Here is a 23,734-nt window from a genome sequence, read left to right on the forward strand (position 1 = left end):
TCGTCCTCAGCCCAGATCGACCAGCGCCTGAGCCTTGTGCGCCGCCTCGACGACGGCAAGCGCGGTCATGTTGACGACGCCGCGCGAGGTCACCGACGGCGTTAATATATGCGCGGGCTTGTCGGTGCCGAGCAGGATCGGCCCGACATGCAGCGCATCCATCATGGCGCGTAGCGCCGTCAGCGTGATGTTGGCCGAATCGAGGTTCGGGAAGACCAGCAGATTGGCCTCGCCCTTCAGCCGCGAATGCGGATAGACGCGCTGGCGCAGATGCTCCGACAGCGCGGTATCGGCATGCATCTCGCCGTCGCACTGCAATTGAGGCGCGATGCGGCCGAGGATTTCCGCCGCACGGCGCATCTTCAGCGCGCTCGGAGAATCGCGCGAGCCGAAATCCGAATGCGACAGAAGCGCTGCCTTCGGCTCGATGCCGAAGCGCTGGATTTCCTCCGCCGCCAGCACGGTCATTTCGGCGATCTCCTCCGCCGTCGGGTCGACCGAGACGTGGGTGTCGGTGAGGAAGATGATGCCGCGCTGCGAGATCAGCATCGACAGCGTCGACAGATCCCGGTCCTGGATGCCGGCACGGGGGCCGATGATCAGCGTGACGTTGCGCAGATGTCGCTCGAAGCGGCCTTCGAGGCCGCAGACCATGGCGTCCGCGTCGCCGCGCTTCAGCGCAAGCGCCGCGATCACCGTATTGTCGGTGCGCACCATGGTGCGGGCGGCTTCCGTCGTGATGCCGCGCCGGCCGGCAAGTTCGATCAACAGGTCGACATAGTGGCGGTAGCGCGGATCGTCTTCCGGATTGATCAGCGCGAAATCGACGCCGGGTCGGATGCGCAGACCGTAACGCTTCAGCCTGACCTCCACCACATGCGGGCGGCCGATCAGGGTCGGTTCGGCGATGCCTTCCTCGAGCACCACTTGCGCCGCGCGCAGCACGCGCTCGTCCTCGCCGTCGGCATAGATGACGCGCTTGGCGCTCGAAGTCTTGGCGGAAGAGAACACCGGCTTCATCACTAGGCCGGAGCGGAAGACAAAGCGGTTCAGCTTGTCGATATAGGCGGTGAAGTCGGCGATCGGCCGCGTCGCGACGCCGGAATCGCAGGCAGCCTTCGCCACCGCCGGCGCGATGCGCAGGATGAGGCGCGGATCGAAGGGCGAGGGGATCAGGAAATCGGGACCGAACATCGGCGTCTCGCCGGAATAGGCGCGCGCCGCGACATCCGAGGGTTCTTCGCGCGCAAGGGCGGCGATCGCCCGGACGGCGGCCATCTTCATTTCCTCGTTGATGGCGCTGGCGCCGCAATCGAGCGCGCCGCGGAAGATGTAAGGAAAGCAGAGCACGTTATTGACTTGATTGGGAAAATCCGAGCGCCCGGTGCAAATCATGGCGTCCGGGCGCGCGGCCCTTGCCACTTCCGGCATGATCTCGGGATTGGGGTTGGCCAAAGCCAGGATCAGCGGCTTCGGCGCCATGTGCTGCAGGAGTTCCGGCTTCAGCACGCCGGCGGCGGAAAGGCCGAGGAAGACGTCGGCGCCAGGAATGACGTCGGCCAGCGTGCGTGCTTCCGTATCTTTCACATAAGGATCTTTCCAGCGATCCATCTCCTCGACGCGGCCCTTGTGGGCGACGCCGAAACGGTCGGTGACGCAGATGTTTTCGACCCTGGCGCCGAGCGAGACCAAAAGGTTGAGGCAGGCAAGTGCCGCGGCCCCTGCGCCGGAGGTGACGATCTTGATGTCGGAAATCGCCTTGCCGGCGAGTTCCAGCCCGTTGAGCACCGCTGCGGCGACGATGATCGCCGTGCCATGCTGGTCGTCATGGAAGACCGGAATGCCCATGCGGGCCTTCAGCTGCTCCTCGACCTCGAAACATTCCGGCGCCTTGATGTCCTCGAGGTTGATGCCGCCGAAGGTCGGCTCGAGCGCGGCGACCGTCTCGACCATCCGCTCGATCCCGGGCGCGTCGATCTCGATGTCGAAGACGTCGATACCAGCGAACTTCTTGAACAGGACGGCCTTGCCTTCCATCACCGGTTTCGAGGCGAGCGGGCCGATATTGCCCAGCCCAAGCACGGCGGAGCCGTTGGAGACGACGCCGACAAGGTTGGCGCGCGCCGTGTAGTCGGCGGCAGTCGCCGGATTGTCGCGGATCTCAAGGCAGGGCGCCGCCACGCCCGGCGAATAGGCAAGCGCCAGGTCGCGCTGGTTGCCGAGCGGCTTCGTCGCCTGGATCTCAAGCTTTCCCGGTGTCGGGTGCTTGTGGAAGAAGAGGGCGGCCTCGTCGAGGTCCGACCGGGCCGTTTTCTTGCTCTCGCCGTCCATTGCGGCCCTCCCTGCGATACTGCTTTGGAGCCTTTTAACATGCGTCGGAGAGTTTTCGCGACGGCAAATAGCGGGCTCCGGCCTTCACAATGCCGGAGCGAAAATAATCAATCGATTCCAGCCTGTTGGCCTGTGAGCCTCAAGCCTTTTGGATTGGCGGCGGTCAGAACGCGCTGACGTAGAGACCGCCGTCGACCGGGATGTTCTGGCCCGTGAGGTAGCCGGCATGGACCGAGCAGAGGAAGGCGCAGATCTGGCCGAATTCCTCCGGCGTGCCTAGGCGTTTCGCCGGCACGTCGGCACTGATGCGAGCCTTGCGCGCGGTGGCCGCGGCCGGCTCTTCCAAGGTGCCGGCTTCGTGCGGACCGCGCAGCCGGTCGGTGTCCAGCTTGCCGGGCAGCAGGCTGTTGATGGTGACGTTGCGGTCGATCACGGTGCGCGCCACGCCGGCGAGGAAGGAAGTCAGACCGGCACGCGCGCCGGACGACAGGTCGAGGCCGGGGATCGGCACATAGACCGACAGCGAGGTGATGTTGACGATGCGGCCGAAGCCGCGCTCGGCCATGCCGTCGATCACAGCCTGGATCAGCTCGATCGGCGTCACCATGTTCTGCGTCACGCCCTCGAGGATCTTTGCGCGGTCAAGCTCGCGAAAATCGCGCAGCGGCGGGCCGCCATTGTTGTTGACCAGGATGTCCGGATCGGGGCAGGCCGCGAGAATCGCCTTCTGCACATCGGGTTTCGACACGTCGCCGACGATTTCGGTCACCTTGACCCCGAACCGGTCGCGGATCTCCTTGGCGGTCTTGGCCACGAGCTCGGCGTTGCGACCATTGACGACGAGGTCGACGCCGGCTTCCGCTAGCGCCATGGCGCAGCCGCGCCCCAGTCCCTTGCTCGAAGCGCAGACGATGGCCTTCTTGCCGCGAATGCCGAGATCCATGTGATTTTCTCCTGATTGCGTTGCGCACAAGCTAGCGCCTGGGCTGGATCAACCGCAACCGTCATACGGTTGTTGCATGAATCGGGGCATAGGCACGCGAAAGCAAAGGGTAAATCGTGATGTCAGACCCAGAGCCCCGCACTTTCCGCGCCCTGTTCATTTCCGACGTGCATCTCGGCTCGAAGGCGGCCAAGGCCGACTTCCTGATCGATTTCCTGCGTTTTCACGACGCCGAAATCATCTATCTGGTCGGCGATATCGTCGACGGCTGGCGGCTGCGGCGCAGCTGGCATTGGCCGCAGAGCCACAACGACGTGGTGCAGAAACTGCTGCGCAAGGCGCGCAAGGGCGCCTCGATCACCTATATCGCCGGCAATCACGACGAATTCGCCCGCCAGTTCCAGGGCGTGCATTTCGGCGGCATCGTCGTTGCCGACAGAGCGATCCATGAAACCGCCGACGGCCGGCGCCTGCTGGTCATCCATGGCGACCAGTTCGACACGGTGGTGCACAACCAGCGTTGGCTCGCCTATCTCGGCGACTATGCCTATGACACGGCGATGCTGATCAACCGGGTGGTGACGAGGCTGCGCCACCTGCTCGGCCTGCCCTACTGGTCGTTCTCGTCCTGGGCCAAGGTCAAGGTGAAGAAGGCGGTGAACTTCATCGGATCGTTCCAGACCGTGCTTTCCGAGGAAGCACGGCGTTCGCATGTCGACGGCGTGATCTGTGGCCACATCCATCATGCCGCAATCGAAAACTATGGCGAGGTGCAGTACATCAACACGGGCGACTGGGTGGAAAGCTGCACCGCGGTAGTCGAGCATTTCGACGGCCGCATGGAAATCCTGACCTGGGCGCATGTGCTGACCGAATCCTCGGCCGACGAGGATGTGCTGGTGCCGGTCGACATCATCGACCTCAAGGGCAGGGCGGCGCAGGCTGCATAATGCAGGGGAAGTACCCTCTTAAGTCTGCATTAAGAGCTTAGGCGCGACATTAAAGTAAAGCGCCCCCAACTTCCCGTGGATTCGGCGCTCGCGGGCAGGACTGGTCTCGTCAGATCAGCGTTTAAATGAAGCGGTTGAAGGACGTTAGCGTCGGGACCAAGCTCTCGCTGGGCTTTGGGCTGGCGTTGCTGTGCATCGTGGCGGTAGGGCTATTTGGGGTCGCGCAGCTGCGATCGCTCAACAAGGTCACGGGCGAGATCACCGGAATTTGGCTGCCTCAGGTCCAGATCGTCGACGAGATGAAGCGCAACCTGGCGGAACACCAGCTCTATGCGACGTTGCGCATGCGCACCGACGACACTCGGCAACTGCCGGGCATCGACGACAAGATGGCGAGGGAGAGCGAAGAGATCCTGCAGGGTCGGCGCGCCTACCGCAGGAGCGCGGGATCGCCCGCCGAGCAGGAGCTGTTCGATCAGTTCGTCTATCTGTGGGCGGCCTACGAAGACTCACTCGCGTCGATTTTCCCCCTTCAGGAAACAGGAGACCGATCGAAGGCCCTAAAAGAGTTCGAGACCGTATCGCTCCCGACTGTTGCCGAGGCGGCTCAGCGGCTGGACGGCCTGTTGGCCCTCACCAATCAGCGAAGCTCGGCTGTCGCGGCCATGGCGGATCGCACCTACGCCGTCGCGCAGGGGCTGACCTGGGCGGCGATTGCCTTTGCCGCCGCATGCCTCGGTGCGCTTGTCGCCTGGATTCGCCACAATGTCAGCAAGCCGATCCTTGCCGTGAGCGAGGCGATGCATCAGTTGACGCTGGGTGACCGCCGCTCAAAGCTCGTTGCGCTCAAAAGGGACCGGCGCGACGAGGTTGGGCTCTTGTTCTCGGCCTTTGCCGGTTACCGTGCCAGCCTGGAGCGCAGTATCGCCTTGGCCCGTGAAGCCGAGTTGGAGCGCCAGAATCTGGCTGCCGCCGCCGCGAACATGCCGGTGGGCCTGTGCATGTTCGATGCCGGGCGACGACTGGTTTTTTGCAATCAGACCTACGCCGATCTCTATCACCTGCCGGAGCCCCTGACCCGCCCAGGCTCGCAATGGGTCGATCTGATGCGGTTCCGGATCGCATCCGGGCTCTATGTGGGCTACGAGCCGGACAAATATCTGCAAGAGCTCTCGGCGACCATCGACCGCGCCGAACGTGTGGTGAGCCTGGTGGAACTCAGGGACGGGCGCACGATCGATCTCATCCACCAGCCGCTGCCGGACGGCGGTTGGCTTGCCACGCACCACGACGTGACCGACCTGCGGCGCAGCGAAGCCCGCATCTCGCACATGGCGCGCCACGACGGACTTACCGATCTGCCAAACCGTATATTGTTCCGCGAACGCGCCGAGGAAGCTCTGGTCGAGATGGGACGCAAGGACGGCAAGGCAGCCTTCCTTTGCCTCGATCTCGATCATTTCAAGACGGTCAACGACACGCTCGGGCATCCGGTCGGCGACGCCTTGCTGAAGGAGGTCGCCGCAAGGCTGCGGCAGGCCGTGCGCGAGGACGATACGGTGGCGAGGCTCGGTGGCGACGAGTTCGTGATCATTCAAAAAGGGGTCGATCAGCCGATCGGGTCCACGGCCCTTGCGCAACGGATCATCGATGCGCTGAGTGCGCCTTACGTCGTCGATGGGCACGGCGTTATGATCAGCGCCAGCGTCGGGATCTCGATCGCGCCGAACGATGGCGGGAACGCCGACCAACTGCTCAAGAACGGCGACATGGCGCTCTATCGGGCAAAGGCGGAGGGACGCAGAACATACAGGTTCTTCGAGCCGGAGATGGATGCCCGCATGCAGGCGCGGCGGTTTCTCGAACTCGACCTGCGTGAAGCGCTCGGACGAGAGCAATTCGAGATTTACTACCAGCCGCTCCTCAATCTCGACCGCGGCGAAGTCAGCTGCTTCGAGGCGTTGCTGCGCTGGCATCACCCGACGCGCGGCATTGTTTCCCCGGTCGAGTTCATTCCCTTGGCCGAGGAGATCGGCTTGATCGTCCCGATCGGTGAATGGGTAATCAGGCAAGCCTGCCTCGACGCGGCGAGCTGGCCCGAAGGCATCAGGGTTGCGGTCAACCTGTCGCCGATTCAGTTTCGCAGCGCGCGTTTGCTCTCGACGATTGTCGGAGCGTTGGATGCCTCGGGATTGCCAGCCAGCCATCTCGAGCTTGAAATCACCGAGACGGCACTGCTCGCCAACACCCAGGCGACCCTCACGATGCTGCAGCAGATCCACTTGCTGGGCGTGCAAATCGCGATGGACGACTTCGGAACCGGATATTCGAGTTTGAGCTACCTGCGCTCGTTCCCATTCGACAAGATCAAGATCGACCAGTCCTTCGTGAAGGACGCCGAGGATGTCGACAGCTCCGTCGCCATCATCCGGGCGGTCACGAGTCTCGGCAGCAGCCTTGGGATGCAGACCACCGCCGAAGGGGTTGAGACAGCCGAGCAGCTCGATCGGGTACGACGGGAAGGCTGCACCGAAGCGCAGGGCTTCCTGCTCAGTCGGCCGCTGCCCGCCCGGGACATTCCCGCGATGCTGGAGCGGGCGCGTGCCGTAGTGGCCGGCGACATCAGCGAGCCCGCACCCGAAGTGACAGGCGAGCGGAACAGAGAACAGCTATCCGCTGGTCGGCGTCGCAGGAGTGCGTCCGGCCTCGTTTGACCGGCCCGTGGCGGTTATCAACCCAGCGGCGCTTCGAGCTTGCTTATCTCCGTTTCGCGATCTGAAAGGCGGAAGACGCAGCCCCGGCTGCTCGCGGATATCGGCCAGCCGGCCTGTTTCCGGGCCTGAGCGCCAACAATGGCGGCTCGTGGCGTAGATGGGCCTGAGGCTCGATATTCTCTGTCTTTCAACAGCTTTAGCCGGATCTATCAGTCCAGACAGTTCCGCCGCGCTTTGCCGCATGTTAGGGATCGAGACGCGTTGCAGGCCGTCGAATGCAGCGTAATTGGATCGATTCATGTCGCTGCCGCCACTGTCGCCCGAGCAACTCGTCAAGCCTAGCCATTTCGAACTGCGCATGAGCCTGATCTTCGCGACCTTGTTCGTGTCCCAGGGCACGCATCTGCCTTACTTTCCGCTCTGGCTGCAGGCGAAAGGTTTTCATGCCGAGCAGATCGCCGTCATCCTGGCGGCGCCTATGTTCCTGCGCGTGGTGACGACGCCGATGCTGACCGCGCTAGCCGACCGCGCGAGCGACCGCGCCAACGTCTACATCGCGCTGGTCGCTGCTTCGATGATCACCTCGGCCGGCTATTTCCTGCCGGCCACCTATGCCGTCGTGCTCGCCGTGTCGCTGCTTTTGACGATCGTCTGGACGCCGCACTCGCCAATGGCCGATTCGCTGGCGCTGTCGGGTGTGCGCCGCTTCGGCTCGAATTATACGGCGATGCGCAAGTGGGGCTCGATTTCCTATCTCTGCGCCAATGTCGTGGGCGGCTTCATTCTGGCAGTCACAGGTCCGCGGGCGGTTCCGGTCATCATCTTCATTGCATTGGGTGCAGCCTTGGTCGCGGCGCTGCTGGCGCCGCGCATGGGGCGGCCGCGCAAGGCCTCGCCGCTTTCGGCGACCGAGATCCAGCAGAAGGCTCCCAGCCTGTTCAATGCCTATTTCCTCTATTTCACGCTCGGCGTCGGCATCATCACCGCCAGCCACGCCTTCCTCTACGGCTTCGTGTCGATCTATTGGAAATCGATCGGCATCGGCGATTCCGTCGTCGGGCTGTTATGGGCCTGGGGGGTCGTGTGCGAAGTCGGCATGTTCTTGTTCTTCAATCGCATTTTCGCGTCCATCTCGGTCGTCAGAGTGATGATGATCGCCGGTATCGGCTCCATCATACGCTGGATCGCCTTTCCGTTGGTCTGGCCGCTGGGCCTGGGTGTCGCCGGCTTCTTCGTCGTCCAGTCGCTGCATGCGGTGTCCGTCGCCATGGTGCTGATCGGCCTGCAGAAGATGATCGGCGAGACGGTTTCCGAAGAGCGGACGGGCGCCGCGCAAGGCATCGCCTATTTCTTCAACGGCTTCTTCATGGCGGCGGTGACGCTCGCTTCCGGCCCGCTCTATGAGCGGCTTGGCGTGGACGGTTTCCTGGCGATGATTCCGATCGCGGTCATCGGCATGGTGTTGATCAGGTTGGCCTCGCGTTCAGCCCCAGAGCACTCGGTCAGGGGGTGAAACCAGCGATCCCTCATAAACAAGGCCGGGCTCGCGATCGCGCGCCAGAAGCAGCGGACCATCGAGGTCGACGAAGTCCGCGTCCTGCGCCAGCAGCACCGCCGGCGCCATGGCGAGCGAGGTGCCGACCATGCAACCAACCATGATGCCGAAGCCCAGGTCGCGCGCACGGTGGCGCAATTCCAATGCCTCTGTCAGGCCGCCCGATTTGTCGAGCTTGATGTTGACGGCGTCGTAGAGACCAACCAGCGCATCGAGGTCCCTTGCCGCGTGCACGCTTTCGTCGGCGCAGACCGGCACCGGATGCGCGATCCGGCGCAGCATGGCGTCCTTGCCCGCTGGCAGCGGCTGTTCGACGAGCGTGATGCCGTGCTGTGCCGCGAAGGCAAGGTTCGCCTCGACGTTCTCGGGCGTCCAGCCCTCGTTGGCATCGAGGATGATGCGGCTTTCGGGTGCGGCTTCCGTCACCGCGCGAATCCTTGCCATATCGTTGTCGCCGCCGATCTTGACCTTGAGCAAAGGCCGCATGGCATTGGCGCGGGCCTGCGCTGCCATGGCTTCCGGTTCGGCCAGCGACAAGGTGTAGGCGGTTTCCAGCGGCTTGGTCGGAAGGGCGCCGATCGCTGCCGCCACGGGCGTGCCAGTCAGCTTGGCTTCCAGGTCCCAAAGGGCGCAGTCGAGAGCGTTTCGCGCGGCGCCCGCCGGCATAGCCGCAAGCAGGTCGATCCGGTCGATGCCGCCCGCAATCCGGCCGCGCATGGCCTCGATTGCCGCGCGCACACCCTCCATGGTCTCGCCGTAGCGCTTGTAGGGCACGCACTCGCCACGCCCGGAACGTCCCTGTTCAGCGATCGTTACAGTGATGACTTCGGCCTCGGTTTTCGACCCGCGCGAGATGGTGAAGGTGCCGGCGATCGGGAATCGCTCCATTTCGACCGAAATGACACGCGCCATAATTTTCTTCTCCGGCTGTGCGACACCAGTCTGACGGCAAATCGACACGCCAGTCCCGTCAGGCTAAACAGGACGCCATGTTGACCATCCGAAAACGCGACGCAAGCGGCGAGGCCGCCAAGGACGCCGAGCACCGGCCACGCGTTGCCGTGGGCGAGGAAGACGGCGTGCTGGGCTGCGCGTTTTCGGGCGTGTGGACGACGCGCACCGTCGCGCTGGTCGACGCCGATATGCGCAAGATCGAGCAGCGAAGCGGCGCGACGCGGCTGATGCTCGACCTTTCCCACATCGAAAAGATGGACACGGCCGGCGCCTGGCTTATCGATCGGCTGGCCAGCGCCTTCGAGAAGAAAGGCGTCGAGGTTCATTTGCAGGGGCAGAGCGAAATCGCCTCGATCCTGCTCGGCGCGGTCGGCGACGCGGTCCGCCGCGAACCCGATTCGGGCCCGTCCGGGCCGCCCAACATCATCCTTCGCGCGCTGGAGCTGGTCGGCCGGCGGGTCTATGAGATGCGCGACGATTTCATCGCTTCGATGAACATTCTCGGCGCCACGATCCGTGGCGCGCAAATGAAACTCGGCCGCGGCCATGCGGTCAACCTGGCCGCGATCTTCAACCAGATCGATCGCATGGGCGTCGGTGCCATACCGGTAGTGGTGCTGATGTCGGCCATTGTCGGCGCCATAGTCGCCCAGCAGGGCGCCTATCAGCTCAGCTATTTCGGCGCCAACATCTTCGTCGTCGACCTCGTCGGCGTGCTGATCCTGCGCGAGCTGGGCGTGCTGATGACGGCGATCATGCTCGCCGGTCGCTCCGGAAGCGCGATCACGGCCGAGATCGGCTCGATGAAAATGCGCGAGGAGGTCGACGCGCTGAAGGTGATCGGCCTTAATCCGATCGGCGTGCTGGTCTTTCCGCGGCTCGTCGCGCTGGTGATCGGGCTGCCCTGCCTCACCATCATCGCCAATTTTGCCGCACTCGCCGGCGGCATCGTCGCCGCCTGGCTCTATTCCGACATCCCGCCGGCCGCGTTCATCGACAGGCTGCGCGTCGCCATCGATCTCAGCACCATCTTTGCCGGCCTGATCAAGGCGCCGTTCATGGCCTTGATCATCGGCATCATTGCGTCGGTCGAGGGCATGAAGGTCGGCGGCAGCGCTGAATCGCTCGGCCTGCACGTCACCGCTTCGGTGGTGAAGTCGATCTTCGTCGTCATCATCCTCGACGGGCTTTTCGCCATGTTCTACGCAGCGATCGGGTTCTGAGATGGCGAGCGGCAACGGCGCGACGGCAGCGCAGGACACAAATGACGACGACGAAATCGTGCTTTCGGTTCGCGGCGTCACCGTCGCCATCGATGACAAGCTGATCCTCGACAAGCTTTCGCTCGACATCAAGCGCGGGGAAATCCTTGGCTTCGTCGGCGCCTCGGGCGCCGGCAAATCGGTGCTGCTGCGCACCATATTGGGACTCATGCCGAAGCAGTCGGGGACAATCAGCCTGTTTGGCGTCGATGTCGACAAGGCAAGCGATGCCGATCGCCTGCGCATCGATATGCGGCTTGGTGTGCTCTTCCAGCATGGCGCGCTGTTTTCGGCGCTGACGGTGATGGAGAACGTGCAGGTGCCGATGCGCGAATATCTCGACCTGCCCAAGGCGCTGATGGACGAACTCGCCATGCTCAAGATCGAGCTGGTCGGGCTGCCGCCCGACGCCGCGCAGAAATTTCCGTCCGAGCTTTCTGGCGGCATGATCAAGCGCGCGGCGTTGGCGCGGGCGCTCGCGCTCGATCCCGACATCGTCTTTCTCGACGAGCCGACCTCCGGGCTCGATCCCATCAGTGCCGCCGAATTCGACGAGCTGGTCGTCAAGCTGCGCGACACGATGGACCTGACCGTCTACATGGTCACGCACGATCTCGACACGCTGTTCACCGCCTGCGACCACGTGGCGGTGCTCGGCAAGAAGAAGGTGCTGGTGGAAGGCACGATCGACGACATGCTGAAGAGCGACGAGCCGTGGGTGAAATCCTATTTCCGCGGAAAACGCGCCCGGCAACTTGATCTTGCGGCGCGCGCATAGCCATAAGTGGGGCGATGGAAACAAGAGCCAACTACGTAATTGTCGGCATTTTCACGCTGGGCGCGATCCTGGCGGCCTTCGCCTTCGTCTATTGGACGGCCGCGATCGGCAACAGGGGCGAGACGGCGATGCTGCGCGTGCGCATCCCCGGCTCGGCTTCCGGCCTCAGCCGCGGCAGCCTGGTGCTGTTCAACGGCGTCAGGGTCGGTGACGTGAAAAACGTCTATATCGACGGCGACGATCCAACCGTCGCCATCGCCGACACCGAAATCGCCCGCTGGACGCCGATCACCAAGTCGACGCAGGCCGATATCGGACTTACCGGCCTCAGCGGCCAGGCCAATATCGAGCTCAAGGGCGCCGACCCGAAGGAAACCAGGCTGCTCGACGAGGCGGAGAAGGAAGGCAAGGTCGCCGAGATCGTCGCCAATCCGTCCGCGGTCACCAACCTTCTGCAGACGGCGCAGAACATCTTTACCCGCGCCGACAAGGTGCTCAGCGATCTCGAGGGCTTCACCAAGGACGTTCGCGGTCCGCTGACGCACACCGTCAAGAACGTCGAGACCTTCTCGGATGCGCTGGCCAAGAATTCCGACGGCATCGACAAGTTCCTGTCGGCGGTAAGCTCGCTTTCGGAACAGCTGAAGAATGTCTCGGGCCGGCTCGACAGCACGCTGAAGGCCGCCGAAGGCCTGCTCAATTCCGTCGACAAGGACCGGATCAAGAGCATCGTGGCCAATGTCGACACGGTAACGGCGAACCTGAAAGAGACCAGCAAGCAATTCGACACCGTCATCAACAACGTCAACACGGCGGTCGGCTCGATCAACGATTTCGCCAAGCAGACGCAAGGGACATTGGCCAAGGTCAACGGCGTGCTCGACGGCATCGATCCGGCCGACGTCAAGGCCGCTTTGGCCAACATCCAGAAGGCCAGCGCCAACGCCGACAAGGCGGCCGCCGATATCGCCAAGGTCACCGACAAGATCGCCAACCGTTCCGACGACATCAACGACACCATCAAGAACGCCCGCCAGCTGGCGCAGCGCCTCAACGATGCCTCGGTGCGCGTCGACGGCATCCTCGAAAAGGTCGACAAGCTTCTCGGATCCGGCGAGGCCAATGGCGTGATGGCCGATGCCAGGGCAACGCTGAAATCCTTCAAGCAGGTCGCCGACACGCTAAACTCCCGCCTGGGCACCATCGTCGACAATCTGTCGCGCTTCTCCGGCTCGGGGCTGCAGAACGTGGAGGCGCTGGTGCAGGACAGCCGTCGCTCGATCAACCGCATCGAGGAAGCGGTGACCGATCTCAGCCGCAACCCGCAACGCATTCTCTCAGGCGGCGAGGGCGAGGTCCGGCAATTCGACGGAAGGGCACGGCGTTGACTTCGGCCGCCGCGACCGCCAAGAAAATAAACCGCAAATGCGGGTTGATCGTAAGATCCGGGGACAACGGGGATCAGGCGTGAAGTCGGTCAGGGTGGTGGCGGGTAGTTTGAGATCTTCCGCGGCAGCATTGCTGGTGCTTACGGTTGCCGGTTGTGCGGCCCTGGGCGGCAAGCCGGCGCCGCTCGACACGTTTGAATTGTCCGCGCCGTCGGTCGACGTGCATGCTCACAGCCGTCGCCAGATCCTGATCGCCCAGCCATCGGCGCTCAAGGCGCTGGACAGCCAGAACATCGTCATCAGGCCCTCGGATCAGTCGATCCAGTTCCTGAAGGGCGCGCAATGGGCGGACCGGCTGCCGCTGATCGTGCAGGCGAGACTGGCCGAGACCTTCCAGCGCTCCGGCAGCTTCGCCGGCGTCGGCAAGCCGGGAGAGGGACTGGCGATCGATTACCAGGTCATCGTCGAGGTGCGCTCCTTCGAGGTGCGCGTCAATGGCGGCGAGCATGCCGACGTCGACTTGTTCGTGCGCATCCTGAACGACCGCAACGGCGAGGTGCGTGCCTCGAAGAACTTCAGCGCGAGCGCGCCGGTCTCCGGAAGCGGCAATACCGCCTATGTCGGCGCGCTGGACAGCGCCTTCGGCCAGGCGGCCAAGGACATCGTCCGCTGGACGGATTCCCTTATCTGACCACCGCCGTCAATGCGCTGGGATACCAGTCGTTTTCGATCGGTGAATAAAAAAGGCGGGCATCAGCCCGCCTTTTTTATTCACCGCTTGAGCCGCCTTACTGCAGGCGGCCGCTGGCGTGGGCCAGCATGGTGTAGACCTTGCCCGTGTCGGACGTCAGGTAGGTCTGCGCCATGATGTTGTCGCGGTCGTTGCGCGAGACATCCTTGAGCAGCTTCTCGAAATCCTCGCAGTAGCGGTCGACCGCGGCGCGGAATTCCGCCTCAGCCTGATACTTGCGGCGGATCTCGTCGAAGGTCTGCTGGCCTTTCAGCGTGTAGAGGCGACGCGTGAACACATCGCGCTCGCCGCGCCGGTAGCGGTTCCAGAGCTCGATCGAGGCGTCATGGTCGATGGCGCGGGCGATGTCGACGGAAAGCGAGTTGAGCGACTCCATGACATGCAGCGGCGAGCGCTGGGCAGGCGTCGCGCGCGGCGCTTCCACCGGCGCTGCCGGCCTGAGCTCCTCCTCACGCGAGGCGTTGGTCAGCAGGTCACGGACCCAGCCGCCCTGCGGCGTCTTGCCGTTCGGGTCGCGGCGCGGCGCCTCGGCGGGACGTTCCAGATCGAGCGTGCCGCGCAGCGTGGTCTCGGCGAGAGGCGCCTGCGGAGCGCGAGCAGTTGGTTGGGGCTGCGGCTGAGGCTGCGGAGCCGGCGGACGGCGCAGCGGCGGTTCGGCGGCGCGGGCCGGCGCCTGCGGAGCCGGGCGCAGACCGCGCGGCTCGCCGGTTTCGCTGCTGCCGCTGCGGCCGGATTTCGCAACGATATCCGACAGTTCCTTGAGCGCATTGATCTGCTCGGAGACGGCGCGGCGGATGGCCGAGGTCGATTCCTTGGCTTCTTCCGGCATCTCGATGACGCCCTTCTTCAGTTCGGCGCGGGTCAGGTCGAGCTCGCTCTTGATCGAGCCCGCGGTGCGGCGCATCTCCTCGGTCGCGTCGGCGAAGCGGCGAGTCGCCGAATCGACGACCTCGGCGATAGCTGTGCGGATCTTTTCTGCCGACTCCATCGTCCGGCCCTCCGCGGTCTGCATCGTCTGGCCGACGAGGTTCTCGAAGGAACGCATCACCTTCTCGAGGTCTTCCGACTTCTTGACCAGGCCGACGGCGAGATCTTCCAGCGAGGACTGCCGCTCCAGCGTATGCTCGAGATTGCTCTGCGCGGAGCTGAGCAGATTCGAGGCGCTGGAGAGCAGCCGGCTGTGCTCGTCGAACTTGGTCGCGATCGAGGCCACCTCGCGCAGCGTCGCCGAGGACAGGTCGGTGAGCCGCGTCGTGTTGGAATCGACCAGGCGCGCCGAGCTGGCGAAGGTCTGGGCGGCTTTCTCCGTGGTCGAGGCGAAGCTCTGCGTGCTGCCGGAGAGCCGCTCCTCGACCTGGCCGAGGTTGACGGCGGCCTGCTCGATGAGCTGGCCGAGCTGGGCGCTGGAGGTCGTCATGCGGCCGATGAGATCGGCCACGCTGTCGGCGAGTGAGGAACGCGCGCCCTCGACGGCGGAAAGCGTCTCGGCGGTGCGGCCAGCCAGCGCGTTGACGAGGGCCGCGTTTTCGCTGCGCAGCTTCTCGGTTGCCCGCTCTGTGACTTCTTCCATGCTGCGTTGCAGCTCCGAGCCGCCCTGGGCAAAGCGCTGGACCAGCGGCTTGGCCGTCTCGTCGAGGATCTTCGCCATTTCGGCCGAGCGCGTGGCCAGCATGGTGTTGAGCTCGCGCGTGTTCGAGCCGATGGTCCGTGCCGCCTCGTTGGTGCTCTGGCCGATATGCTGGCCGACCGCCGTGAAGGTCTCGGCGATGACATTGGCACGCGAGATGAGCTGGGCCTCGGCGCTGGAGACCTGCTCGTTGAGCTTCTGGCCCATCGTCTCGGCGCTGTAGGCGAGGCGGTTTTCCACGCTCGCGACCTGGTCTTCGACGCGGGCGGCGGCGGCGGCGGCGCTTGCGGCAAGCCGCTCGTCGGCGCCAGCCAGCGCCTGCTCGATCTCGCGAGCGTGCACGGCGAGCTCCTGGCCGGTCTGGCGGGCGCGGTCGGCGACACGTTGCTCGGTGGCGGCGAAGGCGCCGACGATCGTGTCGGCATGCTCGCCGATGCTCGAGCTGCTCGAGGCGATGCGCGACGCCAGGCGGTTGTCGGCGTCGTCGAAGATGCGGCCGATTTCACCGGCGCGGGCCGAAAGCGCTTCCGAGCCCTCGGCAATCCGCGCCATAAGCTGCTGGTCGGCGCTGTCGAAGATGCGGCCGAGATCGGAGGCGCGGGCGGCCAGCGCTTCGGCCGATTCGCCGATGCGCATCGAGAGCCGCTCGTCCGCGCCCTCGAAGTTGCGCAGGATGTCGCCGGCACGTGCGGCAAGCGACTGGGCCGTTTCGACGGCGCGGGCAACCAGCTTCTGGTCGGCCGCGTCGAAGGTGTTGGCGATCTCGCCGGCACGCGTGGCCAGCTTGTCGGCGGTTTCCTCGGCACGTGTCATGAGCGAGTTCGATGCATCGTCGGCGCGCGCCATCAGCATGTTGGACGTATCCTGGGCCCGCTCGTGCAGGCGGCGGTCCGCCGCCTCGAAGGCCTGGGCGATATCCTCGGCCCTGGAAAGCAGCGCGGCGGAAGTCTGCTCGGCGCGTTCGGCGATCTTGCGATCGGCGTCGCTGAAAGCAGCACCGGCCTGCTCGTGCAGGGTGCTGGTGACTTCCATGACCTTGTCGCGCAGCGCGCCCGCCACGAAGACCGCGGTCTTCTCCAGCACGCCGCGGACATTGTCGACGCCGGTCGACAGCGCACGCTCCATGGTGCCGGCGCGCTCCTCGATGACACCGGTCTGCCGGCTGAAGGCTTGCTCGATCTTCTCGACGTCGGCGGCAATCGCCGCCGAGATGTCGCTGCTCCTGGCCGCGATCTGGTCGATATGCCCGGAAACCGAACGATCGACGTCCTTGCGCGCATCGGCCAGCTTGACGAGATCGTCCTCCAGGGCCTTCGCAAGCATGTTGCGGCCTTCGGACAGCTTGCCGACATGGCCGGCAATGACATCGTCGATCTCCGAGCGGCTTTCGGTCAGCTTCTGAAGGTCCGCTTCTAGGGCGCGCTTGAGGATGTCGCGGCCCTCGGCGAGCTTCTCGACCTGGCCGGCGACAAGGCCGTCGATGCCGGAACGGCTTTCGGCCAGCTTGGCAAGGTCGGCTTCAAGAGCGCGTGTGAGGAGGTCGCGGCCTTCCGCGAGCTTTTCGACCTGGCCCGCAACCAGGCCATCGATGCCTGCACGGCTTTCGGCCAGCTTGGCAAGGTCGGCTTCAAGAGCGCGTGTGAGGAGGTCGCGGCCTTCCGCGAGCTTTTCGACCTGGCCCGCAACCAGGCCATCGATGCCTGCACGGCTTTCGGCCAGCTTGGCAAGGTCGGCTTCCAGCGCGCGCTTGAGGATGTCGCGGCCCTCGGCGAGCTTCTCGACCTGGCCGGCGACAAGGCCGTCGATGCTGGAACGGCCTTCGGCCAGCTTGGCGAGGTCGTCTTCGAGCGCCTTGGACAGCGTCGCGCGGTTCTGCGACAGCTGGTCGGCATGGGTCTGCATGAGGCCGCTGGCATTGGCCATATCGGCATCGAGCGCACGCGAAAGATCGGCGCGGTGGTCGGTGATCTTCTGCGAATGATCGACGATCGCGCCCTGGATGGTGTTGAGGTCGGCTTCCAGCGCGCGCTTGAGGATATCGCGGCCCTCGGCGAGCTTCTCGACCTGACCGGCGACCAGCCCGTCGATGCTGGAGCGGCTCTCTGCCAGCTTGGCGAGATCGTCTTCCAGCGACTTCGACAGCACCGAACGGTCCTGAACGAGCCTGTTCTGATGGTCGGCGATGGCGCCGCTGACCGTCTGAAGGTCGGCGTCGAGGGCTTTCGAAAGCTGCGAGCGATCTTCAAGCAACTTGTCGGAGTGTCCCGCAATGGCACCCTTGATGGTGTTGAGATCGGCCTCCAGGGCGCGCTTGAGGATATCGCGGCCTTCGGCGAGCTTCTCGACCTGGCCGGCAACCAGACCGTCGATCGAGGCGCGGCTTTCGGCGAGCTTGGCGAGGTCGGCTTCCAGCGTCTGCGACAGCAGGCTGCGGTCGTCGGCGAGCTTGTCGGCGTGGCTGTCGATCAGGCCGCGGATGCCACTCAGATCGCTTTCAAGCGCACGGCTGAGTTCGCCGCGGTCCTCGGCGAGCTTGGTCGAGTGGGTCTCGACCAGATTCCTGATGCCGATGATGTCGGTTTCGAGCGCCTTGGCAAGCACGGCGCGGCCTTCGGCAATCTTTTCGACCTGGCCCGCGACAAGGCCGTCGATCGAGGCGCGGCTGTCCTCCAGCTTGCCGAGATCGGCTTCCAGGGCGCGCGCCAGAATGTTGCGGCCCTCGGCCAGCTTTCCGACGTGGCCGGCGACCATTTCATCAATCATCGTGCGGGCTTGGACAAGTCTGCCGGAGTCTTCGTTCAGGGCCTGGGCGAGCCGGTTGCGGCCTTCCTCGATCTGCTCCAGATGGCCGCCCAGCGAAGCATCGATGGCAGCGCGCGACTCGTTAACCTTGCGCAGGTCCTCTTCCAGCGCGCGCGAGATCAGGCCGCGGCCTTCCGCCAGCTTCTGCACCTGGTTGGTGACGGCGGCATCGATTGCCACGCGGCCTTCGGCGAATTTCGCCAGGTCCGCCTGCATGGCGGTGGCCATGCGTTCGCTGCTTTCCGAAAGCTTGCGGCTGTGGTCCTCGACAGCTTCCTCGATGCCGACACGGGCATTGGCCAGCCGCTGGATGTCGGAGTCGAACGAGCGCGATACCACATGCCGAGCCGCTTCCATGCGTCCGGCGAAGTCGGTGGCGCGGGCTTCCAGCATGGAGGAGGTCGACGAGATGATGTCCGCCATATCGGCGCCGATCTGCGTCTTGCCCTGGTCGATCATCGACGACAGCTGGTCCTTGCTTTCGGCGAAGGTGTGGGCGATTTCGCGTGCGCGCTCGACCAACGTCTCATTGATCTGCCGGGCACGGGCTTCGAGGGCGGCGTTGAGCTTCTGGGTGCCGGTGTCGAGCGCCTCGGCCCGGGTCTGGAACTCGCTGATCAGCGCCTGGCCGCGCTCGGCCAGCGTCCGCTCGATGCCGGTGAGGCTGGCCTCGAACTCGGAATTCAAGGTGCGCGCAGCACCCCCGAGCAGCGAGACCATGCCATGGGTGCGGTCGTCGAGCAGGTCGGTCAGCGAGCGGGTGAGGCCGTCCGTGGTGTCGGTCAGCTTGGCGATACGGGTGTCGAGCAGGCTGGCGAAAGCCTCGCCGGAGGTCGAAAGCCGGTCGGTGATGTTGTCCAGGCGCGATTCGACGGAATCGAAGATAGAGGTCGAGCTTTCATTGATGCGATCGATCAGCGTGTCGCCGGAATTGTTGATCGTCATCGACAGCTTGGTCGACGCATTGAGGATGGAGTCGCGGATGATGTCGCTGGCCGAGCCAATCTCGTCACGCAGCGTCTCGTGAGCGCTGGCAATCGAGGCGCGCACGCGCTCTGCATGAGTGACGACCGCCTCGCGCTCGCTGCCGAGGCCGTCGACCAGCGAACGGATGCGGGCCTCGTTTTCGGAATAAGAGCGTTCGATCTGGTTGACTTCGCCGTGAACGAGCGTTTCGAGCTCGACCGCGCGGGCCAAGGTGCGCTCGATGCCTTCGCCCATGGCCGCCACCTCGCGGCGAACGGCTTGGCCGATCATCATGACGCGATCCTGGGCGAGGTTTTCAGGCTCCGCCAGGCGGAAGGCGACCTCGGTCATGGACTGCGCGGCGATGCGCATTTCCTGCGCGCGCCGGATCATGGCGGCGAACGCCCAGAACAAGATGACCGGGACGATCGCGGCAACCGCCAGGCCGATCAGCTCGGGACGGGCGAAAAACTGATCGAAGGTGCGGATCTTCCAGATGCCGGAGCCGAACAACAGGTTGGCCAGGCCGCCGGCGCCGGCGATCCAGGCCAGCGAGACAAAGGCGATCACCCAGTAGACGGTGCTCGACGCACGGCGGTTGAGGCTGTGCAGCAGCGTCTTGTAGTCCTTCTGGCGGTCGTCATTAGCGGGCGTGAAACCGGCGGCGGGCGTGAAACCGGTGGGGGGCGTGAAGCCGGCCGGCTGCGCGTTGCGCGGCTCGGCGGGGCGCAATTCAGCCGGCTTGGCCGCGGGCGCCTTGGCGGTGTTCGCCGGCTCTGTCCTCTGGCTGCGACCTTCGCGCGCCAGCTCGTCGGCTGCCGCCGAGATCTGCGCTTCGAGATCCTCCATCGACGCCGCCATGTCGAGGCCGCCGTCATCGCCGTTAAGGTCAAGGTCGAGCGCCTTTTCCAGTTCCGCGGCTACGTCGCTGTCGAGAGACTTCGTCGTCGTTGGTTTCTTAGCCATGCCTTCGCTACCCTGTACTAGCTGCCGCGGGACTTATGATTTTGGCCTGATTCTGGCCCGATTCTGGCTTATCTATCCCGCGCAGGAGGCTGAAAAATGGACCTTCGTATCGTAATGACACACTGGGGTAAAGAAAACATGCATTCCGGGCGATACGTAAAACTTTAAATATAAGGTTAACGCAAGCGTGATCCGGCCGCCTCCGTGACAACATTTTTCGTCGGCAATCGTTAACCCGTTGGCGACTGGAATCGCCTATTTTTTTGGGCCGTCTGCCCGCTTGAAGGAGTTGCAGTGCGTATGCGTGGCGAAAGTGGTATTGCGTTTTCCATGCCGGGGGGTGACGCCTCCGGAACGACTGGAGCCCGACCGGTGGATCTCGGCCATCTGGCACGTCAGACAATGGGTGACCGCGACCTCGAGCGGGAAGTTCTGGCGCTCTTCGTGCACCAGTCGCTGTCCGTTCGCGACCAGATCGCGGATGCCGACGCCAAGCAAAGAGCGCTTCTGGCACATGGCTTGAAGGGCTCGGCGCGGGGCATCGGCGCCTTCGCGGTCGCCGAATGCGCGGCGATCATCGAACAGCAGCCGGAAGACACCCGGGCTCTCAAAAGGCTCAGCACGCTGATCGAGGAAGTGCGCGACTTCATCGCCGGCATCAGCCGCTAGAGCCACCTTTTTGATGTTGGCGCCACCTTTTTGAAAAACGTCATTTCGTGGCGCTTTCGCGCCGCAGTTGACTTGTCCGGTGGAGTGATTATCTCGGCTGCGACTCCTCAGGTGACTTAATGACCAAGCTGACTTACATCGCCCATGACGGGACCCGATTTGACGTGGACGCCGAAAACGGCTCGACGGTCATGGAAAACGCGATCCGCAACGCGGTGCCCGGCATCGAAGCCGAATGCGGCGGCGCCTGTGCCTGCGCGACATGCCATGTCTATGTCGACGAAGCATGGACGGCCGAGGTCGGCGAGCCGGAAGCGATGGAAGAGGACATGCTGGACTTCGCCTATAACGTCCAGCCGAACTCGCGCCTCTCCTGCCAGATCAAGGTGCGCGACGCGCTCGACGGCCTGATCGTGCGCGTGCCCGAGCGCCAAGGCTAAAGCCGACTTTCGAGTTTCTTTCACGCTGGCTGCTTGGCAGCAGGCCATAGCTCATGCAGTGTCGCACCATTTCCCAATGGGGGCAGCGCATGACCGAGACCATCAAGACGGACGTTCTCATCGTCGGGGCAGGGCCGATCGGCCTGTTTGCAGTGTTCGAGCTCGGCCTGCTCGACATGAAATGCCACCTCATCGACATTCTCGACCGCCCGGGCGGCCAATGCGCCGAGCTCTATCCGGAAAAGCCGATCTACGACATTCCCGGCTGGCCCACGATCTCCGCGCAGGGCCTGGTCGACAAGCTGATGGAGCAGATCCATCCGTTCAAGCCGGAGTTCACCTTCAACCGCATGGTGTCGAGCCTCGAGAAACTCGAGGACGGCAGTTTTCGCGTCACGACCGATGAAGGTGAGGTGCTCGAAGCCAAGGTGGTGGTGATCGCCGCCGGCGGCGGCTCGTTCCAGCCCAAGCGCCCGCCCATCCCAGGCATCGAGGATTATGAAGGCAAGAGCGTTTTTTACTCGGTTCGGCGCATGGAGGAGTTCCGCGGCCACGATCTGGTCATCGTCGGCGGCGGCGATTCGGCGCTCGACTGGACGCTCAACCTGCAGCCGATCGCCAAAAGCGTGACGCTGGTCCATCGCCGCCCGGAATTCCGGGCCGCGCCCGACAGCGTCAACAAGATGTATGCCATGCAGGAGATGAAAGAGCTGCAATTTCTCGTCGGTCAGGTCAGCGGCCTCACCGGCGCCGACGGCCAACTGTCATCGGCGACCATCAAGGGCGGTCCGGACGGCGACGTCGAGGTGCCGTGCACCCGCATGCTGCCCTTCTTCGGCCTGACCATGAAGCTCGGGCCGATCGCCGAATGGGGGCTCAACCTGCACGAGAACCTGATCCCGGTGGATACCGAGAAGTTTCAGACGTCGGTCCCGGGCATCTTTGCCGTCGGCGACATCAACTGGTATCCCGGCAAGCTCAAGCTGATCCTGTCAGGCTTCCACGAGGTAGCGCTGATGTCCCAGGCTGCCAAGCGCGTCATCAGCCCTGGCGAGCGCATCGTCTTCCAGTACACGACCTCGTCGACCAGCCTGCAGAAGAAGCTCGGCGTCCACGACTGAGATCATTCCGCAAGCACGGACGCGGCGTTCTCGTCGCGGCCGCGCAGTTCCTTTTCCGGCATCAGGAAGAGCACGATAAGCGCCAGCACGAGCGTTATTCCGGCAGTGACGAAGATCATCACGAACGGCAACGCCGATGTCAGCTGGATATGCGTCTGCGAGCCTTCGGCGGAGAGCGGCAGCCCGTAGCCGAGCGCGACCGCGCCGAGCATGGCGACACCGAGCGCGCCGCCCAGCGTGCGCAGGAAGGTCAGAACGCCCGTCGCGACACCGAGATGCGCACGATCGACGGCATTCTGGACCGAGACGGTGGCAACCGGGAATGTCGTTCCGCTGCCCAGGCCGATCAGGGTGGTCAGGATCTCCACCTCGAGCAGCGACGCGTTTCCCGCGATGGCACTGAGCACGCCAATGCAGACGATGGCCAGGCTGACGCCGATCATGGCGATGCGCTTGTAGTGGACGAAGCGTGGGATCATGCGGCCGCTGAAGGTGGCGCCGGCGACCGTGCCGAGCAGAAGGCCGAGCATGGCGGTGCCGGATTCGCTGACCGAGAGCCCGACGACCGACTGCAGGTAGACCGGCAGGTAAACCGAAGCACCGATATTGGCTGCCTGCAGCAGGAACATCGACAGCGTTCCGGCGAGTACGATCGGGTTGCTCAACACTTCGAGGGAGATCAAAGGCTCGGCCGCTTTGAGCAGCCTCAGCGCGAAGAAGGCCCAGAATACGGCCGAGCAGGCCAGCAGGCCGAGGATTTCGCGCGACAGCCACGGATAGGCGCTGCCGCCCCAGTTGAGCGCCAGGAGCAGCAGCGACGTGGCGATCACCAGCAGCACGGCGCCCAGCCCGTCGATGCGATGGTTCTTGGCCGCTATCGGCAGCTTCCTCAGCGGGTTGTTGATGATGGCCATGGCCAGGATGCCGATCGGCAGATTGATCCAGAAGATCAGCGACCAGTGCAGATGTTCGGCAAATATGCCGCCGAGCAGCGGGCCGGCGACGCTGGCGACCGCCCAGGTGCCGGAGATCCAGGCTGCGTAGCGGGCGCGCTCGCGCGGCGGCACCAGATCGCCGATGACCGTCTGGGCCAGCGCGAAGAGACCGCCGCCGCCGGCGCCCTGGATAGCGCGGCCGATGACCAGCACCAGCATGTTGGGGGCGAGCGCACTGACCAGCGATCCGAGCAGAAAGACGAGGATGGCGGCGTAGATGACGGGACGGCGACCATAGACATCGGAGATCTTGCCGTAGAGCGGCGCCATCGCCGTCGCGGTCAGAAGATAGCCGGTGACGATCCACGGCAGATACTCGGCATGGCCGAGCGCACGCGCAATCGTCGGCAGGGCGGGGGCGACGATGGTCTGGTCAAGGGCCGCCAGCAGCATCGACAACAGCACGCCGCCGATGATGGCATTCTTTTCGCTCTCGCTCATCGCCGGCGCGGCTTTCGGCGCCATCGCCTGTTTCTCGACGGTCTGGTCCATGCGCTATTCTTTCAAGGGCTGATCATCGGT

General features: G+C 64.3%; 15 protein-coding genes. 10 read left to right on the forward strand and 5 right to left on the reverse strand.

Going from position 1 to position 23,734, the window contains the following annotated elements; genetic code table 11:
* Nucleotides 1–6: 6 nt before the first annotated feature.
* Both RFM68_RS27655 and RFM68_RS27660 read right to left on the reverse strand, forming a co-directional pair.
* The gene (locus RFM68_RS27655; protein WP_320236184.1) at nucleotides 7–2,331 is read right to left on the reverse strand and encodes an NADP-dependent malic enzyme; all 2,325 of its coding nucleotides are present in this window, start codon (nucleotides 2,329–2,331) and stop codon (nucleotides 7–9) included.
* 163 nt (nucleotides 2,332–2,494) lie between these two features.
* Nucleotides 2,495–3,274 (reverse strand): SDR family oxidoreductase, encoded by a 780-nt coding sequence (locus RFM68_RS27660; RefSeq protein WP_320236185.1) that lies wholly within the window; start codon nucleotides 3,272–3,274, stop codon nucleotides 2,495–2,497.
* A gap of 119 nt (nucleotides 3,275–3,393) precedes the next feature.
* Here RFM68_RS27660 and RFM68_RS27665 point away from each other — a divergent pair, with 119 nt between their 5' ends.
* The 3 genes from RFM68_RS27665 (at nucleotide 3,394) to RFM68_RS27675 (ending at nucleotide 8,451) form a co-directional block, all read left to right on the forward strand.
* Nucleotides 3,394–4,224: a UDP-2,3-diacylglucosamine diphosphatase gene (locus tag RFM68_RS27665; RefSeq protein WP_320236186.1), complete on the forward strand. Its 831-nt coding sequence runs from the start codon at nucleotides 3,394–3,396 to the stop codon at nucleotides 4,222–4,224.
* 125 nt (nucleotides 4,225–4,349) lie between these two features.
* Nucleotides 4,350–6,938 (forward strand): EAL domain-containing protein, encoded by a 2,589-nt coding sequence (locus RFM68_RS27670; protein WP_320236187.1) that lies wholly within the window; start codon nucleotides 4,350–4,352, stop codon nucleotides 6,936–6,938.
* A 298-nt stretch (nucleotides 6,939–7,236) separates the two neighbouring features.
* Nucleotides 7,237–8,451, forward strand: coding sequence for an MFS transporter (locus tag RFM68_RS27675; protein WP_320236188.1), 1,215 nt, complete (start codon nucleotides 7,237–7,239; stop codon nucleotides 8,449–8,451).
* Here the strand turns inward: RFM68_RS27675 and dgcA are convergent.
* A complete protein-coding gene (dgcA, locus tag RFM68_RS27680) occupies nucleotides 8,422–9,405 on the reverse strand; it encodes an N-acetyl-D-Glu racemase DgcA (RefSeq protein WP_320236189.1) in 984 nt (327 codons plus the stop codon). The two genes, RFM68_RS27675 and dgcA, sit on opposite strands and share 30 nt — an antisense overlap.
* A gap of 77 nt (nucleotides 9,406–9,482) precedes the next feature.
* On the opposite strand from dgcA, the gene RFM68_RS27685 reads away from it, so the two are divergent.
* The 4 genes from RFM68_RS27685 to RFM68_RS27700 are packed head-to-tail and all read left to right on the forward strand — an operon-like array spanning nucleotide 9,483 to nucleotide 13,566.
* Complete coding sequence (locus tag RFM68_RS27685) at nucleotides 9,483–10,670, forward strand: ABC transporter permease (protein ID WP_320236190.1); 1,188 nt, start codon at nucleotides 9,483–9,485, stop codon at nucleotides 10,668–10,670.
* A gap of 1 nt (nucleotide 10,671) precedes the next feature.
* On the forward strand, nucleotides 10,672–11,487 hold the full coding sequence (locus RFM68_RS27690; protein ID WP_320236191.1) for an ABC transporter ATP-binding protein: 816 nt from the start codon (nucleotides 10,672–10,674) through the stop codon (nucleotides 11,485–11,487).
* Nucleotides 11,488–11,501: 14 nt separating this feature from the next.
* Nucleotides 11,502–12,875: an MlaD family protein gene (locus RFM68_RS27695; protein WP_320236192.1), complete on the forward strand. Its 1,374-nt coding sequence runs from the start codon at nucleotides 11,502–11,504 to the stop codon at nucleotides 12,873–12,875.
* 37 nt (nucleotides 12,876–12,912) lie between these two features.
* Nucleotides 12,913–13,566: an ABC-type transport auxiliary lipoprotein family protein gene (locus tag RFM68_RS27700; protein ID WP_320236193.1), complete on the forward strand. Its 654-nt coding sequence runs from the start codon at nucleotides 12,913–12,915 to the stop codon at nucleotides 13,564–13,566.
* Between the two features lie 97 nt (nucleotides 13,567–13,663).
* On the opposite strand, the gene RFM68_RS27705 is transcribed toward RFM68_RS27700, so the two are convergent.
* Nucleotides 13,664–19,987 (reverse strand): coiled-coil domain-containing protein, encoded by a 6,324-nt coding sequence (locus RFM68_RS27705; RefSeq protein WP_320236194.1) that lies wholly within the window; start codon nucleotides 19,985–19,987, stop codon nucleotides 13,664–13,666.
* 300 nt (nucleotides 19,988–20,287) lie between these two features.
* On the opposite strand from RFM68_RS27705, the gene RFM68_RS27710 reads away from it, so the two are divergent.
* From RFM68_RS27710 to RFM68_RS27720, 3 genes are all read left to right on the forward strand, one after another.
* A complete protein-coding gene (locus RFM68_RS27710) occupies nucleotides 20,288–20,656 on the forward strand; it encodes an Hpt domain-containing protein (RefSeq protein WP_320236195.1) in 369 nt (122 codons plus the stop codon).
* 119 nt (nucleotides 20,657–20,775) lie between these two features.
* Entirely contained in the window at nucleotides 20,776–21,096 is a 321-nt protein-coding gene (locus tag RFM68_RS27715) for a 2Fe-2S iron-sulfur cluster-binding protein (RefSeq protein WP_320236196.1), read from the forward strand.
* 89 nt (nucleotides 21,097–21,185) lie between these two features.
* On the forward strand, nucleotides 21,186–22,217 hold the full coding sequence (locus tag RFM68_RS27720; protein WP_320236197.1) for an NAD(P)/FAD-dependent oxidoreductase: 1,032 nt from the start codon (nucleotides 21,186–21,188) through the stop codon (nucleotides 22,215–22,217).
* Nucleotides 22,218–22,219: 2 nt separating this feature from the next.
* On the opposite strand, the gene RFM68_RS27725 is transcribed toward RFM68_RS27720, so the two are convergent.
* On the reverse strand, nucleotides 22,220–23,704 hold the full coding sequence (locus RFM68_RS27725; protein WP_320236198.1) for an MDR family MFS transporter: 1,485 nt from the start codon (nucleotides 23,702–23,704) through the stop codon (nucleotides 22,220–22,222).
* Nucleotides 23,705–23,734 lie beyond the last annotated feature (30 nt).

The sequence above is a fragment of the Mesorhizobium montanum genome, from assembly GCF_033977145.1.
GTDB classification, from domain to species: domain Bacteria; phylum Pseudomonadota; class Alphaproteobacteria; order Rhizobiales; family Rhizobiaceae; genus Mesorhizobium; species Mesorhizobium montanum.

Coding starts and splice junctions, on each gene's coding strand:
- dgcA (WP_320236189.1), bottom strand. CDS start 9,405: ATGGCGCGTGTCATTTCGGTCGAAATGGAGCGATTCCCGATCGCCGGC.
- RFM68_RS27655 (WP_320236184.1), bottom strand. CDS start 2,331: ATGGACGGCGAGAGCAAGAAAACGGCCCGGTCGGACCTCGACGAGGCC.
- RFM68_RS27705 (WP_320236194.1), bottom strand. CDS start 19,987: ATGGCTAAGAAACCAACGACGACGAAGTCTCTCGACAGCGACGTAGCC.
- RFM68_RS27660 (WP_320236185.1), bottom strand. CDS start 3,274: ATGGATCTCGGCATTCGCGGCAAGAAGGCCATCGTCTGCGCTTCGAGC.
- RFM68_RS27670 (WP_320236187.1), top strand. CDS start 4,350: ATGAAGCGGTTGAAGGACGTTAGCGTCGGGACCAAGCTCTCGCTGGGC.
- RFM68_RS27720 (WP_320236197.1), top strand. CDS start 21,186: ATGACCGAGACCATCAAGACGGACGTTCTCATCGTCGGGGCAGGGCCG.
- RFM68_RS27685 (WP_320236190.1), top strand. CDS start 9,483: ATGTTGACCATCCGAAAACGCGACGCAAGCGGCGAGGCCGCCAAGGAC.
- RFM68_RS27700 (WP_320236193.1), top strand. CDS start 12,913: ATGCGGGTTGATCGTAAGATCCGGGGACAACGGGGATCAGGCGTGAAG.
- RFM68_RS27715 (WP_320236196.1), top strand. CDS start 20,776: ATGACCAAGCTGACTTACATCGCCCATGACGGGACCCGATTTGACGTG.
- RFM68_RS27695 (WP_320236192.1), top strand. CDS start 11,502: ATGGAAACAAGAGCCAACTACGTAATTGTCGGCATTTTCACGCTGGGC.
- RFM68_RS27665 (WP_320236186.1), top strand. CDS start 3,394: ATGTCAGACCCAGAGCCCCGCACTTTCCGCGCCCTGTTCATTTCCGAC.
- RFM68_RS27710 (WP_320236195.1), top strand. CDS start 20,288: ATGCGTGGCGAAAGTGGTATTGCGTTTTCCATGCCGGGGGGTGACGCC.
- RFM68_RS27675 (WP_320236188.1), top strand. CDS start 7,237: ATGTCGCTGCCGCCACTGTCGCCCGAGCAACTCGTCAAGCCTAGCCAT.
- RFM68_RS27690 (WP_320236191.1), top strand. CDS start 10,672: ATGGCGAGCGGCAACGGCGCGACGGCAGCGCAGGACACAAATGACGAC.
- RFM68_RS27725 (WP_320236198.1), bottom strand. CDS start 23,704: ATGGACCAGACCGTCGAGAAACAGGCGATGGCGCCGAAAGCCGCGCCG.